We start from the raw sequence: 15,847 nt of genomic DNA on the forward strand, positions 1-15,847 counted from the left end.
GGTGCCACCATATGAGGGTGGCACCTTTTATTTGTTCATATAATTTTACGTCCTAATATTAGAGAAGTAGTCAATCACGAATTCACGGAATTGCTGAGCTGTTTTTGATAAGTAGCGTTTTTTTGACCAACTTAATCCGATGGTTCGCTGACAAGTGGGTTCAATAATACGCAACTTGCTCGATGCTAAAGTAGAGTTTTTTAATAAAGTTAAACTTGGAACAAAAGCGATGCCGAGACCTTGCTTAATGAGGTCGCTAATCACGGTCGGTTCATCGACTTCAAAAGCAATATGTGGAGTGAAACCAGCTTCTTTACAAAATTCATCCGTTAAGTGCCGAAATCCATAACCAGTGTTCATACTAATGAACGGTTCGGCCTTTACTTCATGGAGGTGGATATTTTCTCGGCCTGATAAACGATGGCCTGAAGGGACGACTAAGAAAATTTCTTCTGTAATAAGTGGTTCCCAAACAATTTCTTCTCCTTCAATTGGCACAGAGGAGATACAAAAGTCAATTTCTATATTATCTAGTTGTCGTTTCATAGAAGGAGTGGATGCCAGAAATTGTTGGAACCGAACGTTAGGATGTTCTAGTAAAAAAGAGCCAAGTAGTTCTGGTAATATTCTCGGAATAGAAACGGCTAGTGTAATAGAGCTTTGTTGTAATTCGGCTAAATCTTTAATTTCTCGTTCCCCTTCGCTTAATTCATGAAAAATACGCTCTACTCGTTTTAAAAATACTTTTCCGAAAGAATTTAAAGTAATCTGTCGACCTTGGCGATCAAATAAAGGAACGCCTAAATCCTTTTCGAGTCTAGCTATTGTTTTGCTGAGTGAAGGTTGTGCGATATGCAATTCTTCAGCTGCCTTTGTCATATGTTCTAGTCGTGCGACTGTCTGAAAGTATTTTAACTGGAGCAGTTCCATTTCGAGTCTCCTTTCTATAGACCAAAAGGAATGAATTAATAATTAAAGATGTATTATACAGTATGGAAAGTGACGTGTATAGTAAATCTGTTAAACCATTCTAATGGTGTTAAATTCGGAGAAGGAGTATGTTTCATGAAGGGAATTCAACTTGTATTTAAAGATTGGAAAGCGATGTGGCACCATAAACATGGACGTATCGCTTTAATTTTTTTATTAATCGTTCCGTTAATTTATTCAGGATTCTTTTTAGCTGGATATTGGGATCCGTACGGAAAATTAGATAAATTACCTGTTGCGGTTGTGAATTTAGATAAAGGTGCTGCGATGGATGAGAAAACAATTCATGCAGGAGACGATTTTGTAAAAAATTTAAAGGAGAATAAAGAACTGGCTTTTCATTTCGTATCAGAAAAAAATGCTGATGAAGGGCTAAAAGAAGATAAGTACTATATGGTTGTTACGATTCCAGCTGATTTCTCTAAAAAGGTAAGTACACTTATGGATGAGAAACCAGAACCAGCACAATTGCAGTACAAAGTAAATCCGGGTAAAAACTTTGTAGCAGCGCAAATTGGAACGACAGCTGTTGAAAATATGAAAACAAAAATTTCAAATAGTATTACGAAATCTTATACAGAAGGTGTGTTTTCAAAGTTTCAAGACTTAGCACAAGGGTTGAGTGATGCAAGTAATGGTGCTGGGAAGTTACATGAAGGAACGACAGATGCAAGAAATGGGGCAGATCAGCTTGTAGATGGTATTCATCGTTTAAGTGACGGGACATCAAAAGTGAAAGAGGGAAGTGAAAAACTTGCTTCTAGCAAATCAGCCTTAACTGACGGAGCGAATGAGCTAAGTCAAGGAGCAACTTCACTTCATAGCGGTATGGAGTTATTAGCACAAGGTGAAAAAACGTTACAATCAGGGGTTAGTGAATTAAGTGCTGGTACAAATGAATGGGTGAGCGGAAGTGAGAAGCTTGCTGAAGGCCAAGTAAAAGCGGATGGTGCAGCTAATAGTATAAAACAACAATTAGAAGAGTACGTGAAAAATCATCCAGAAGTGCAGCAAGATCCCGCTTTTCAAAAAATTGTTGCTACATCTAACGGACTAGCTAAAGCAACAAGTACTTTAAATAATAGCCAACAACAATTGACACAAGGTGCGCAGAAGCTTACTGACGGTCAACATAAGATTGAAGAAGGCATAAATACATTCGGAGTTAAGTTAAATGAAGCTACTGCTGGAACGAAAAAGATAGCAGATGGTGCATCGAATTTGGCTGATGGATTTACGAAGTGGGGAAATGGATTTACATCACTACAAGAAGGTGTAAATCAACTTGCGAGTGGCGGAACAGAGCTGAATCATGGTGCTGATCAGTTAACGAACGGACTTGTTAAACTTGATGATGGTGCGAAAGAACTTTCTAGGAAATTAGGAGAGGGCGCAGAGAAGATAGCGGATATTCGTAATGATGATGCACGCAATACGATGTTCTCAGAGCCAGTTCAGTTAGTGAAGTCAACAGTTTCTGACGTTCCTAACTACGGTTCAGGCATTGCACCATATTTCTTATCGCTTGCATTTTATGTTGGCGGAATTATGGCATCGAATATTTTACCGCTTGGCCGCAGACAAAATATGAAGGTAAGCGGAACGGTACATTTTATTAATAAACTAGGATTGGTATATTTAATTGGACTTATTCAAGCGCTACTCGTAGATGTAGTTGTGCTAGGTGTTATGAAATTAGAAGTCGCAAGTGTGCCACTTTTTGTTTTATCAAGTATTGTTATTTCCTTTACGTTCATGACATTTATTCTTATGCTAGTAACAGTATTTGGTCTTGTTGGAAAGTTCTTAGCGGTAACCCTTCTTGTCCTGCAATTAGCGACGAGCGGAGGTACTTTCCCAGGAGAATTAAATATAGCTGTTCTTAGTAAAATTGGACAATTTCTCCCAATGTCTCATTCTCTTAGAGGATTACAAGATGTTATCTCTTTAGGAGATTGGTCGCAATTACAAATGCAAATTTTAATATTGTTATGTTATCTCGTTGTTGCCGGTGGAATTGCTTGGATCACGAGTCATATACAGCATAGAGAAACGAATATAGAACAAGTTTCTTAAGATGAAATAAGCTATCCGATTTTTTCGGATAGCTTATTTTTTATTTACGTTCCATTACTGCAAAGTAATTATTTTCATTATCAGCAAAGTTGAATGCTCTACCAGTAGGTAAATCTACAACCTGTCCAACTGTGACATTTTTCTCAGAAAGATCTTTATATAGACGGTCTAAGTCATTTGAGAAGAACATAAGTGAAGGTGTATTTAGGTTTAGTTCAGGTTGCATCTTCGCGATTAACGCTTTATCGTGAAGGACGATGCTTGTTCCTGCTTCTTTCGCCGGTGCAATTTCAATCCAGCGGAATCCGTTTCCGTTATTTTCTTCCGCAATGATTTGGAACCCTACTTTTTCTGTCCAAAATTGTACTGTTTCGTCTTGGTTATTTACATATAGCATAATTTGTCCAACTTGATTAATCATAGGTGTCTCTCGCTTTCTTTTTATATGCGTATTATTATATCAAATATATGGCTTGAATAGTTTTTTATGATTTTTTCGGAATACAACCTTCGTCCATTTCACCTTTGTTGTAGGAGAAGGCCCTGTAATCCAAATATGAAATGGTATTGTGCTACAAATGACCATTGTTGAAATAGAGATAATGGCTGTTAACACAAATAGTAATAGGGTATATAATATAGTATTTTCTTGCAGCGTGAATAAGGAAAGAAGTTTTGTACATAGTTGCAAGAAGAATAAATGAGCTAAATAAGCACCATACGTGTAATTTCCAATGAAACGTAACGTTTTATATAAGAAACCACGACGCTGTACTATCATAATAGATAACACATACAGTATGATAATTTCGCATACGATATATAAAAACATAGATGGTTTTAAATAGGTAGAAACAGTTAAATGAATAGAGTTTGCTCCGTAAAAACTAAACAACTCATAATTGATGAATAAAAATAAGATGAAAAATAATATTGTTATAAGCGGGATATGTTTCATGACGAATAGCCGCCAAGTTTTTAGTGCTACAGCGGCGATGCCGCCCATAACGAAATAGAATGAGTAGAATAGAAATGATCGATCTGTATAATGTAAAATTGTTGAACTTGTTAATTTTTCTCCATTAAAAATATAGTGAGAAGAGAACCACATTAATAGAAAATATAGGCAAGCGAAAAAGGTCATATATTTATATATGTCTTTTTTATTTTCTGTTCGTTTTTGAAACCAATAAAAAAGTGTGCATAGTAAAGGGAACAATAAGTGAATTTGGAACATCATAATAACGTACCAAAGATGGGGCGCGGCTGTTCCGAGTAATAAACTTTTTATTCCACTTTGTAACGTAATAAGATCATTTGTTGTTAATAAGTAAAGAATAGACCAAAAGAAATAAGGAATGAGTAAGTGTGTCGCTTTTTCAGAAATATATTCTTTATATACTAATTGCTTCGTATAGTGACGAATTAAGTGAAATCCAACGATAAATATGAATGCTGGTGCTGAGAATTTTGCAAGATTAAATAGCATGCCCATAATGAGGGATTGCTCAAGTAAGACATTTCCTTGCTTCATTGTATATAATAACGAACTTTGCAAAACGACAGCGAGAAATGCAATGCTTTGCAAAACTTTAAATTCAGGTGCGCTTTGTGTCATCGTTTCCATCTCCTTTTCCATACATGATTATAGTACGGAGAATGGATAATGGATGTGGAATATTTGTGAAGATTTTAACAAATTTGTGGCGAGAGGAGATATCAACCTATCAATAAATAACGAAAGAAAGAGGATGCTCGTTTGGAGCATCCTCTTTCTTTCTATTAAGCAAATTTGTTTTTGATCCAATTCTTACCTTCTACAAGGCGAGCTGTCATTACGGCACAAGCGTTATCTGCTGTTACGTTTAACATCGTTGCAGGTGGATCAATGATTGTACTAATTGCTGCGATAATTGGCAGTGCTTCTGGCGGGAAACCGTATAGAGATACGATTAACATTTCACCGATCATACCACCGCCTGGAATAGCACCCATTACTGTTCCTACTAATAGAGAAACAACAAGTGCGATTGCTAATGTTTTCGGTCCTTCGAATTCCATGTTGAAAATACCGAATAAGAAAGCAATTTTTAATACGCCACCTAAAACAGAGCCGTCTTTATGAAGTGTAGAACCAAGAAGGACAACTGTTTCACGAACGTCTGAAGAAATACCCATTTTCTTCGTTGCTTCTAAGTTCGCTGGAATACTTGCGGCACTACTACAAGTTGCAAGTGATGTAACTGTAGGAGAGACCATGTTCTTCCAAAATACTTGTACACCTTGTTTGCGACCTGCAAGGTATACATAGAACGTGAAGAATACAAAGAAGTAGATAAGAGAAGCTGGATAGTATACCATTGCTGCTCGGAAGTAAGTTCCAAGAAGTTGTGGTCCGAATTCGCCAACTAATGCTGCAAAGTAAGCAGCAAGTCCGATTGGGGCGTAGTACATAATGAAAGATACAACCTTCATTGAAATCTCTGCACCAGCCTGTAGGAATGTAGCGAATGGCTTTCCTTTTTCGCCAACTGCTGAAGTTGCAATCCCCATTAAGATAGAGAAGAAAATAAGAGCTAACATATTTTCACGAGATAGTAACTTCGAGAAGTCAGATACTGTTAAAATACCGACGATTTGATCTGCAACACTAACAGCTTTGCCGGCTTTGTCAGGTTGTGTTAGTTCTAGTACAACACCTTGTGCTGGCGGGAATATTTTCACAACAATAATCATAAAAATAGCAGCTAAAATACTTGTAAATAAGAAAGTCCCAGCCATACTAGACATAATTTTACCGAAACGTTTTAATCCATCCATATTAGCAATAGACGATGCGATGCTAAAGAACACTAGAGGTACAACAATCGTAAACATTAAGTTTAAGAAAATGTCACCAAGCGGCTTTAAAGCAACTGCATCGGCACCCATGAAATAACCAATGAAACCACCAATTAGGATAGAAGATAATAAAATAAGTGGAAAGCGATATGCCTTCATAAATATATCCTCCTATCAATTAAAAAAATCATACTGAATCATTATAGCGAGTTAGAGTCCTCTTTACTAGGAGAATACGGATAAATGGAATAGCGCGAAAACCAAGAAATTTTTGTTTTTAAGCTCGGCATACAGCAGGAAATCTAGACATATATATTTGTAACCTAGTGGTGGCAAGGAGTGCACCATAATTTAGGTAGAGAAAAAAGGGGAGGGAAGCGGGATGAATATTTTACTTTGCTGTGCAGCGGGAATGTCTTCCAGTTTGATTGTTACAAAGATGGAGAAATCAGCAGAGGCAAGAGGGATAGAAGTGAAAATCTGGGCAGTATCAGGTTCTGAAGTGAATAGTCATATTGATAAAGCTGATGTCCTTTTACTTGGACCGCAAGTACGTTATTTATTACCGAAAATGAAAGAATTATGTAAGGATAAAGGGATACCTGTTGATGTCATTCAATCCGTTCATTACGGACTTTGTAATGGAGAAGCTATCTTGCAAGCAGCGTTGTCAATGAAACCATGAGGAGAGTGGGATAGATGATACGGTTTTTAGAGAAGTATGTGATGCCGGTAGCAGGGAAGGTTGCAGAGCAGAGGCATTTACAAGCAATTCGAGATGGAATTATTTTAACGATGCCTTTCTTAATTATTGGATCGTTTTTCCTCATTATTAGTGCACTGCCGATACCCGGATATAACGAGTTTATGGCAGGTTTGTTTGGTGAGAATTGGCAGAGAGCTTTAGGGTATCCAGTTAGTGCAACTTTTAATATAATGGCTTTAATAGCTGTTTTTGGAATCGCTTACAGGCTTGGAGAGTATTATAAAGTGGATGCTTTAGCATCCGGGGCATTGTCGCTTGTGACGTTTTTACTTGCGACGCCGTTTCAAGTTGCATATATTATACCAAGTACAAAAGAAAGTGTACTTGTAGAAGGCGCTATCCCAGCTGCATTAATGGGAAGCCAAGGGTTATTTGTAGCAATGATTATTGCACTTATATCTACTGAACTGTATCGATTTATTGTACAAAAAAAGATAATTATAAAGATGCCAGAGACAGTTCCACCAGCTGTCACGCGTTCATTTGCGGCACTTGTTCCAGGATTTATTGTTGTAACAGTTATTTGGATTTTACGCTTAATTATAGAAAATACTTCTTTTGGCAGTATCCATAATATTGTAGGACAAATTTTACAGGAACCACTTAGTGTACTTGGTGCTAGTCTTTGGGGCGCAATAATAGCAGTTATTCTCGTTCATGTTCTTTGGTCGTGTGGAATTCATGGTGCTACTATTGTTGGTGGTGTAATGAGCCCCGTTTGGTTGTCGTTAATGGATCAAAACCGAGTCGCTTTTCAAGCTGGGCAAGATGTACCAAATACGATTACGGCACAGTTTTTTGACTTATGGATTTATATGGGCGGTTCTGGTGCAACGCTTGCTCTAGTTGTCGGAATGTTACTATTTGCACGAAGTCAACAATTAAAAAGTTTAGGGAGATTGTCAATTGCACCTGGTATATTTAATATTAATGAGATGGTAACTTTTGGTATGCCGATTGTAATGAACCCACTTTTACTAATTCCATTCATATTAGTTCCAGTTGTGTTAACAATTGTTTCTTACTTTGCAATGGAATGGGGATGGGTCGCACGTCCGAGTGGGGCCGCTGTACCTTGGACGACACCTATTCTTTTTAGTGGATATTTAGGATCGGGCGGGAAAATTTCAGGTGTTATTTTGCAACTTGTTAACTTTGCGCTAGCATTCTTCATTTATTTACCGTTCTTAAAAATATGGGATAAACAAAAACTGGCGGAAGAAAAGGGGGAGTAAAGAACTAAAATGGATACGATAGAGACGAAAGCTTTTCATTTAATCTTGCATGGGGGAAACGCGAGAAGTTGTTCAATGGAAGCAATTGATTGTGCGAAGCGTGGGGAGTTTACAGAAGCTGAAGCTAAATTACAAGAAGCACTAGAGGAATTAAAAGAGGCGCACCGTGTACAAACGGAGCTTATCCAGAAAGAAGCTGGTGGCGAAAAGACCGAAGTTACTCTTTTAATGGTACACGCGCAAGATCATTTAATGAATGCAATTACGGTGAAAGAATTAGCGAGTGAGTTTGTAGAGTTATATAGGAAGATGTCGGTGGATGAATGAACCTTGCTTATGCAAGGTTTTTTTATCTCGAATTAACGGGCAGTAAAACACCCACTAATTAAAATTTCATTTTATGTATGTGCCTGTACCATCAGCGAAATGTTCATCCCACTGATGGTATTTTACAATCCTCCTTTTTTCGGATGAGTAAGAGTTATAATTAATCGGCAGTAACAATTTCTCCTATACCACGAATTAATCTTTTTATATGCATCCGCTCCGGTTTTAATATATTTACGATATAATCAATCGATATTTGTGGTTCAACGGTTGTACCGCAAGTATAACAGTCAATAGCTGCAAAATTTTGTTCCGGGTAAGTGTGAATGGAAAGATGGCTTTCTGATAATAACACTAATACAGTAACACCATATGGCTGGAACTCTTTTTTACTTACGTTTAAAACATGGGCACCAGAGTAATCTGCAGCTGTAACTAGATGATATTCTAAAAATTGCATATCATCTAATAGGGAAAAGTCCACTCCCCACAAATCTACTATTATATGCTTGCCAAAAGTAGAATATTCCATAGGGTAGCACTCCTTATTATAATATTGTCAAAACTTCATTTCCTGTTTGTAGCATTGATGTAAGATAAGATTTGATTCTGAATTTAAAAGAGCGAGGTTACGTTGTTCTAAATGTTCTTCTTTAAATTGAAATAAAGGAAAAAGAAGAGCAGGCAATGTTCGAGGAGTTGGTACTACATATAATTGTTCAATTTGATCGAGTACATGTGCAGAATTAGTAGCAAGATGAAATCCCCAGTCAGTTCCGAAAGAAGGAACGATTGTATGATAACTCTTCACAGTTAATCCAGCGTGTTCAATTGTATTACCGATACTCCAATATACTAGAGGTGCATCAGCAGGTGAATTAGATTGACAGACGAAAGCACCATCTTCTGTTAAGAATGTAGCTATACGAGCAAATAGTTCGCTTGTATATAAAGTACTTAATAATTCTGTCGCTGGGTCTGGAAAATCAATAATGATTACATCGTATAAAGATGAAGGTGAATTTAGAAATTCTTTTGCATCGCATACGTGCACGTTCACACGATTATCAAAAAAAGCATTTTTGTTTAAAGATATTATTTCTGGAACATTACGTGCCATATTAATCATTGCCTCGTCTAAATCAACAAGGTCTACATGTAGCACAGTTTCATATTTCAAAACTTCTCGTAAGGCAAGGCCATCGCCACCACCTAATATGAGAACACGTTTTGGATCAATTACTTTTGCCATAATCGGATGTACAAGTGCTTCATGATAAATTTGCTCATCAACGGAACTGAATTGTAGTTGCTTGTCCAAGTATAAGCGAACATCGTTTACTTGGACTAAATTAATATTTTGATAATTACTCTTTTCTTCAAATAGGCTCGTATGTTCACCAGCTTGTATTTCCTTTAGAGAAATTTCATCCCACACATCTAAGCTGTGTGAATCTGTAGGTACTATAGTTACATTTTCCGATTGTACTTGCTTATCTTGCTTATCTTGCTTATTCTGCTCATCCTGTTTGTCCTGTTTGTCTTGTATATCATGCTTGTCCTGCTGTTCTAGTTCAAATTTGTCAGAGTCTAATTCAGAACGCTTGTCTTTTTTATAGCTTGTTATTCTATAAATCTTTATTTTGCTTTGTTTTCTATGTTTTGGCATAGGAATCCCCTTTCGAATTGTGTTATTTTATTCTATTTTATTTTATGTAATCTAGTAGAGTTTGCTTGGACAATAGAATAGATAGAAGACTGAGCCCAAGAAAATGTTGTTTTTTACTAGATTTCTACGATAAAAAGGTTTTTTTAGTGTTTTTTCATATTAAATACAACTAGACAACTAAACACTAATCTATTTTCATACAGTTATGTGTTAAAAGCGTGTTGTTTTATAACACACTGTGTGTTTTTTGGACGACACACTAATTGAAAGCGTTAACACACAAAGAAAATAGTCGAAAAAGTGCTGATTTTAGTGGTTTTAAAAAGTTGGCAGGCTAATTGCATTAATAAATAGCGTAAAGAAAAATAAATAAAACATAAATTTTTTTATACTACACAAGGGGGATTTTCAAATGAATATTTTATTATGTTGCTCAGCAGGGATGTCTACAAGTTTACTAGTTACAAAAATGGAAGCGGCTGCAAAAGCTCGCGGTTTAGAAGGCAAGATTTGGGCTGTATCTGGGGATGCAGTAAAAACGAATATCGATCAAGCAGATGTATTATTACTAGGACCACAAGTTCGTTACATGCTTTCTTCAATGAAAACGCTTGCTGATGAGAGAAACGTTGGAATCGACGTTATCAATCCAATGCACTACGGCATGATGAATGGAGAAGCAGTTTTAGATCACGCATTAACACTTAAAAAATAATTAGGGGGGAAGCGAAATGCAAAAGTTTATTGCATTTATGGAGAAATATTTAGTTCCAGTCGCAGGAAGAATCGGATCGCAGCGTCACTTAGTTGCGATCCGTGATGGATTTATCGCAGTTATGCCTCTTATCTTAGTTGGATCATTTGCAGTACTTATAAATAATCTACCAGTTGATGCATTCCAAAAACTTATGAAGGGTGCATTTGGGGATGTTTGGAAAGATATCGGCGGTGGTATGTGGACAGGGTCCTTTGCAATATTAGCCCTCATAGCCGCAGTTGGGATAAGTTATAATTTAGCGAAATCTTACGGTGTAGACGCGTTGTCAGCAGCAATTATTACATTCGGTGCATTAATTATTATATCTCCGACAACGCCAAAAGAAGGCGGTATTGATTTAGCTTGGACAGGATCACAAGGTTTATTCGTTTCTATCATTGTAGCTCTTCTTGTAACCGAGGTATTCAGGTTCTTTGTTCAAAGGGATATTACAATTAAGATGCCAGATGGTGTTCCACCAGCAGTAATGAAATCATTCGCAGCATTAGTTCCAGCATTCGTTATTTTAATCGTAACAGCAAGTATTCAGTTAGCTGTGAAATTAGCGGGAACAAGTATTCATAAAATCGTATTTGAAACAATTCAATTACCATTACAAGGTTTAGCAGGTACGTTACCAAGTGCAATTATTATCGCATTACTTATTCACGTATTATGGTTCTTCGGATTACATGGTCCTAATATTATCGGTGGTATTATCGACCCAATTTATTTACCAGCACTAGAAAAGAACATTAAATTATTTAACGATGGTATGTCTGCATATGATGTACCGCACATTTTCACAAAGCCATTCTTTGATGTATACGTATACATCGGCGGATCAGGTGCAACATTAGCATTCTTAGTAGCGGTAATGCTTGTTGCAAAAAGTGCGCAACTTCGTGGTGTAGGTCGCGTATCTATCGGTCCTGGTTTCTTCAATATTAACGAACCAGTTATTTTCGGTACACCAATCGTATTAAATCCAGCGTTAATCATTCCATTCGTACTTACACCGGTTGTATTAGTTATTACTTCTTATACAGCGATTTCTTTAGGGTGGGTACCAAAAACAGTTGCTTTAGTTCCTTGGACAATGCCACCAATCTTTAGTGGTTATCTTGTAGCGGGCGGAAGCATCGCTGGTGCAGCACTACAAGTGGTAAACTTTGCAATCGCGGTAGTAATTTACTATCCATTCGTATTAATGTGTGACCGTACTTATGTACAGGCTGCAAAAGCTGAAACAAAAGGAAGCGACAATTCAGTATCACTTTAAAAAATATTATTCTGGCGAGTTCTTATAGCTCGTCAGAATAATTACCTTTATATCATGTTCAAAAAGATGAAAAACATCTATATGAACACTAAACTATCATTAATAAATTCATACTTTAATAGACATGTTCAAACTGAAGGGGTATTTAAATCGGTTGAACCTTATAGAGAGGGCGGTAATTATGATGACTACAGCAGAACAAATTCCATTCCAATTGATTTTAAATAGTGGTAACGCACGAAGCTTTGCGATGGAGGCACTTCAATTTGCCAAACAGGGGAAAATGGCAGAAGCAGATGAAGCGATGGTAAAGGCAAAAGAAGCGATTAATGAAGCGCATCATTTCCAAACAGAGCTCATACAATCAGAAGCAAGAGGAGAAAAAACAGAGGTTAGTGTTCTTTTAATTCACGCACAAGATCATTTAATGAATGCGATTACAGTGAAAGAATTAGCAGCAGAGTTTATCGATCTTTATAAAAAGCTTGAAGCGAAAGGGGAATAAAGCATGACTGGAATTAAAATTGCTACAATCGGCGGTGGATCTAGTTATACACCAGAGTTAATTGAAGGATTTATTAAGCGTTATGATGAGCTTCCTGTTCGTGAAATTTGGTTAGTAGATATTGAGGCAGGAAAAGAAAAGTTAGAAATCGTTGGTAACTTAGCGAAACGTATGGTGAAAAAATCAGGCTTACCAATCGAGGTACATTTAACACTTGATCGCCGTGAGGCATTAAAAGATGCTGACTTCGTAACAACACAACTTCGCGTTGGTTTATTAGAAGCACGTGCAAAAGATGAAGCAATTCCGTTAAAGTATGATGTAATCGGTCAGGAAACGAATGGTCCTGGTGGTTTATTCAAAGCATTGAGAACGATTCCTGTTATTTTAGATATTTGTAAGGATATGGAGGAGCTCTGTCCAAATGCATGGTTAATTAACTTTGCAAATCCAGCTGGTATGGTAACGGAGGCTGTCCTTCGTTATACAAATATTCAAAGAGTAGTTGGTCTATGTAACGTTCCAATCGGAATTCGTATGGGTCTTGCAAGATTACTTGAAGTAGATGCGAGTCGTGTTCACGTTGATTTCGCAGGTTTAAATCATATGGTATACGGACTAGACGTATATTTAGATGGCGTGAGTGTAATGGACCGCGTGTTAGAGCTTGTAACAGATCCAGAAAAGCAAATTACGATGGAAAATATCGCAGCGCTTAACTGGGAACCAGACTTTATTCGCGGACTTCGTGCAATTCCATGTCCATACCATCGTTACTACTACAAAACACGTGAAATGTTAGAAGAAGAGAAAGAAGCTTCTGTTGAAAAAGGTACACGTGCAGAAGTAGTAAAACAATTAGAAAATGATTTGTTTGAGTTATATAAAGACCCGAACTTAGATATTAAACCACCACAATTAGAAAAACGTGGCGGAGCTTATTATAGTGATGCAGCATGTAGCTTAATTACGTCTATTTACAATAATAAAGGTGATATCCAGCCTGTTAATACACGAAACAACGGAACAATTGCAAGCTTACCACATGATTCTGCTGTTGAAGTGAACTGTATTATTACGAAAGAAGGTCCAAAACCAATTGCAGTGGGAGATCTTCCAGTACCAGTTCGCGGTTTAGTACAACAAATTAAATCATTCGAGCGCACAACAATTGAAGCTGCTGTTACAGGGGATTATCATAAGGCGCTGCTTGCTATGACAATCAATCCACTTGTACCATCAGATAAAGTTGCAAAACAAATTTTAGATGAAATGTTGGAAGCACATAAAGAGTATCTTCCACAGTTCTTTAAAAAGGTAGAGAAGTAAAAGCGGCGCTATTTAGCCCGCTTTTTTTATTCTATTAGGAGGTATTATGATGATTAAGTTAATTGTAAATGCAGATGATTTCGGTCTTACAGAAGGTACAAATTACGGCATTATTGATGGGCATATAAATGGACTTGTAAATTCAACGACGATGATGATGAATATGCCAGGAACAGAGCATGCGGTACGCTTAGCGAAAGAGTATAACCTACTCGGAGTAGGCGTACATCTCGTATTAACGGCAGGAGAGCCACTGTTAAAGGATGTACCGTCACTCGTAGGGGAAAACGGATCGTTTCATAAACAAAGTGTTGTAAGGGAAGGGAATATAAATCCAGAAGAAGTTGAGAGAGAATGGACTGCTCAAATTGAGAAATTCCTATCTTACGGATTAACACCAACTCATTTAGATAGTCATCATCATGTGCATGGTTTACCGATTTTACATGATGTTCTTAAGAGATTAGCGGCTAAATATAATGTTCCGATTCGTCGTTGTGAGGAAGATAGAGCGGTGCATCCATTTTCTGATGTGTTTTACAGTGACTTTTATGCGGATGGTGTGACGGAAGATTACTTTGTGAAGTTAAAAGAAAGAGTACAAGGTGAACAAACGGTAGAAATTATGGTTCATCCAGCTTATATTGATCCAGAGCTTGTGAAGCGTTCTTCTTACGTAATGGATCGTGTGAAGGAATTGCGTATTTTAACAGAGAGTGAGTTGCCAGAAGGCATAGAGCTTGTGAAGTTTTAATAGAAAAAACGACGGCTACATCATGCCGTCGTTTTTTCTATTTATAAAATGGACAGAATATATCCGCCAAAGGCTCCCAGTATAACGATAACCCAAGGTGGTGTTTTCCAAAAAGCTAGTAAGCAAAAAAGAAGCGAAGCGAAAACGAAATCTGAAGCATTTATAACTGTACTCGTCCAAATAGGATCGTAAAAAGCGGCAATTAAAATACCAACAACTGCGGCGTTAACACCAAGTAGTGCGCCTTGTATGAATGATATTTTTCTCACACTGTTCCAAAATGGTAAAACACCAATAACGAGTAAGAAAGCAGGGAGGAAAATCGCAATTGTTGCGAGTGTTGCCCCAAGCGTCCCGTTTAATACTGCTCCTATATAAGAGGCGAATGTAAATAGTGGTCCTGGTACTGCTTGTGTTAATCCGTATCCAGCTAGGAACTGTTCTTTCGTCATCATTCCGTTTTGTACGAACTCACCTTCAAGAAGGGGCAGCACGACGTGTCCTCCTCCAAATACAAGTGCGCCAGAGCGATAGAAACTATCAAATAAAGCGATGTAATAAGAAAACGGTCTTAATATCGGTAGCAGTAGTAATAGTCCAAAGAATAAGACGAGACAAGAAACTGCTATCTTTTTTGAAATAGGTACTTTTATATTTTGAGATTGGCTAATTGGTTGGTTGCGATATAAAAACCAACCGATAAAGCCACATATTATAATAAGGATGACTTGTGTCCAACTACTTGGCCATAATAAGGCAATTGCGGCAGTTACAATCGCAATCGTCGCACGGTTGCGATCTGGAGTTAACTTTCGCGCCATTCCCCATATGGCATGAGCGACAATAGCTACTGCTACAAGTTTTAGTCCATGAATCCAGCCAGCACTTCCAAGATCGAACTGATTAAGGAATGAGGCGAAGAAAACTAAAATAAGGACAGACGGTAAAGTGAATCCAATCCATGAAATAATAGCTCCTAATAGTCCGCCTCTTAATAATCCAACCCCCATACCGACTTGACTGCTGGCAGGACCAGGAAGGAATTGACATAGCGCTACTAAATCTCCATAGCTTCGTTCATCCATCCATTTTCTTTTTTGCACGTATTCGTGGTGAAAATAGCCGAGATGAGCGACAGGACCGCCGAATGAAGTAAGTCCTAATTTAAATGAGACGAGAAAAATCTCTAATAATGTGTGAAAGATGTGTTTGTTTTTTTTCAAAATAACCTCCTATAATGTTTTTCTATGTGCATTATACAAGAGACTTTCAATCTACAGGAACGATTTTAATGTAAAGATTTTGTGAATCTTTTC

At 37.3% G+C, this 15,847-nt stretch carries 16 protein-coding genes; 9 read left to right on the plus strand and 7 right to left on the minus strand.

Annotation, left to right across the window (positions count from 1 at the left end):
* Window positions 1-45: 45 nt before the first annotated feature.
* Complete coding sequence (locus ACTFRU_RS19035; RefSeq protein ID WP_139848919.1) at window positions 46-930, minus strand: LysR family transcriptional regulator; 885 nt, start codon at window positions 928-930, stop codon at window positions 46-48.
* Window positions 931-1,065: 135 nt separating this feature from the next.
* Here ACTFRU_RS19035 and ACTFRU_RS19040 point away from each other — a divergent pair, with 135 nt between their 5' ends.
* Window positions 1,066-3,066: a YhgE/Pip family protein gene (locus ACTFRU_RS19040; protein ID WP_440037752.1), complete on the plus strand. Its 2,001-nt coding sequence runs from the start codon at window positions 1,066-1,068 to the stop codon at window positions 3,064-3,066.
* Between the two features lie 40 nt (window positions 3,067-3,106).
* On the opposite strand, the gene ACTFRU_RS19045 is transcribed toward ACTFRU_RS19040, so the two are convergent.
* The 3 genes from ACTFRU_RS19045 to ACTFRU_RS19055 form a co-directional block, all read right to left on the minus strand.
* Window positions 3,107-3,487: a VOC family protein gene (locus ACTFRU_RS19045; protein WP_000610162.1), complete on the minus strand. Its 381-nt coding sequence runs from the start codon at window positions 3,485-3,487 to the stop codon at window positions 3,107-3,109.
* Between the two features lie 39 nt (window positions 3,488-3,526).
* The gene (locus tag ACTFRU_RS19050) at window positions 3,527-4,684 is read right to left on the minus strand and encodes an acyltransferase (protein WP_000194290.1); all 1,158 of its coding nucleotides are present in this window, start codon (window positions 4,682-4,684) and stop codon (window positions 3,527-3,529) included.
* A 164-nt stretch (window positions 4,685-4,848) separates the two neighbouring features.
* Window positions 4,849-6,066: a dicarboxylate/amino acid:cation symporter gene (locus ACTFRU_RS19055; RefSeq protein ID WP_440037753.1), complete on the minus strand. Its 1,218-nt coding sequence runs from the start codon at window positions 6,064-6,066 to the stop codon at window positions 4,849-4,851.
* A 223-nt stretch (window positions 6,067-6,289) separates the two neighbouring features.
* Between ACTFRU_RS19055 and ACTFRU_RS19060 the strand changes: the two genes are divergently transcribed.
* From ACTFRU_RS19060 to ACTFRU_RS19070, 3 genes are read left to right on the plus strand one after another with little or no spacing between them, the layout of a single operon-like run.
* Window positions 6,290-6,592, plus strand: a complete 303-nt coding sequence (locus ACTFRU_RS19060; protein ID WP_290102034.1) for a PTS sugar transporter subunit IIB — start codon at window positions 6,290-6,292, stop codon at window positions 6,590-6,592.
* A gap of 14 nt (window positions 6,593-6,606) precedes the next feature.
* Entirely contained in the window at window positions 6,607-7,908 is a 1,302-nt protein-coding gene (gene celB, locus ACTFRU_RS19065) for a PTS cellobiose transporter subunit IIC (protein WP_000617789.1), read from the plus strand.
* A 9-nt stretch (window positions 7,909-7,917) separates the two neighbouring features.
* On the plus strand, window positions 7,918-8,235 hold the full coding sequence (locus ACTFRU_RS19070; protein WP_000379645.1) for a PTS lactose/cellobiose transporter subunit IIA: 318 nt from the start codon (window positions 7,918-7,920) through the stop codon (window positions 8,233-8,235).
* Between the two features lie 160 nt (window positions 8,236-8,395).
* Here the strand turns inward: ACTFRU_RS19070 and speD are convergent, their stop codons facing one another.
* Window positions 8,396-8,767: an adenosylmethionine decarboxylase gene (speD, locus tag ACTFRU_RS19075; RefSeq protein WP_000456823.1), complete on the minus strand. Its 372-nt coding sequence runs from the start codon at window positions 8,765-8,767 to the stop codon at window positions 8,396-8,398.
* 27 nt (window positions 8,768-8,794) lie between these two features.
* Window positions 8,795-9,904, minus strand: coding sequence for a polyamine aminopropyltransferase (locus ACTFRU_RS19080; RefSeq protein ID WP_440037754.1), 1,110 nt, complete (start codon window positions 9,902-9,904; stop codon window positions 8,795-8,797).
* A gap of 412 nt (window positions 9,905-10,316) precedes the next feature.
* On the opposite strand from ACTFRU_RS19080, the gene ACTFRU_RS19085 reads away from it, so the two are divergent.
* From ACTFRU_RS19085 to chbG, 5 genes are all read left to right on the plus strand, one after another.
* A complete protein-coding gene (locus ACTFRU_RS19085) occupies window positions 10,317-10,619 on the plus strand; it encodes a PTS sugar transporter subunit IIB (RefSeq protein WP_001023569.1) in 303 nt (100 codons plus the stop codon).
* A 16-nt stretch (window positions 10,620-10,635) separates the two neighbouring features.
* On the plus strand, window positions 10,636-11,943 hold the full coding sequence (celB, locus tag ACTFRU_RS19090; protein WP_001168854.1) for a PTS cellobiose transporter subunit IIC: 1,308 nt from the start codon (window positions 10,636-10,638) through the stop codon (window positions 11,941-11,943).
* Between the two features lie 181 nt (window positions 11,944-12,124).
* A complete protein-coding gene (locus ACTFRU_RS19095) occupies window positions 12,125-12,448 on the plus strand; it encodes a PTS lactose/cellobiose transporter subunit IIA (protein WP_000989055.1) in 324 nt (107 codons plus the stop codon).
* Between the two features lie 3 nt (window positions 12,449-12,451).
* A complete protein-coding gene (celF, locus tag ACTFRU_RS19100) occupies window positions 12,452-13,777 on the plus strand; it encodes a 6-phospho-beta-glucosidase (protein ID WP_000145762.1) in 1,326 nt (441 codons plus the stop codon).
* Window positions 13,778-13,826: 49 nt separating this feature from the next.
* Window positions 13,827-14,531 (plus strand): chitin disaccharide deacetylase, encoded by a 705-nt coding sequence (gene chbG / locus ACTFRU_RS19105; protein WP_016123775.1) that lies wholly within the window; start codon window positions 13,827-13,829, stop codon window positions 14,529-14,531.
* 41 nt (window positions 14,532-14,572) lie between these two features.
* On the opposite strand, the gene ACTFRU_RS19110 is transcribed toward chbG, so the two are convergent.
* The gene (locus ACTFRU_RS19110; RefSeq protein ID WP_440037755.1) at window positions 14,573-15,754 is read right to left on the minus strand and encodes a chromate transporter; all 1,182 of its coding nucleotides are present in this window, start codon (window positions 15,752-15,754) and stop codon (window positions 14,573-14,575) included.
* Window positions 15,755-15,847 lie beyond the last annotated feature (93 nt).

Source organism: Bacillus cereus group sp. MYBK220-1 (genome assembly GCF_051916445.1).
GTDB classification, from domain to species: domain Bacteria; phylum Bacillota; class Bacilli; order Bacillales; family Bacillaceae_G; genus Bacillus_A; species Bacillus_A cereus.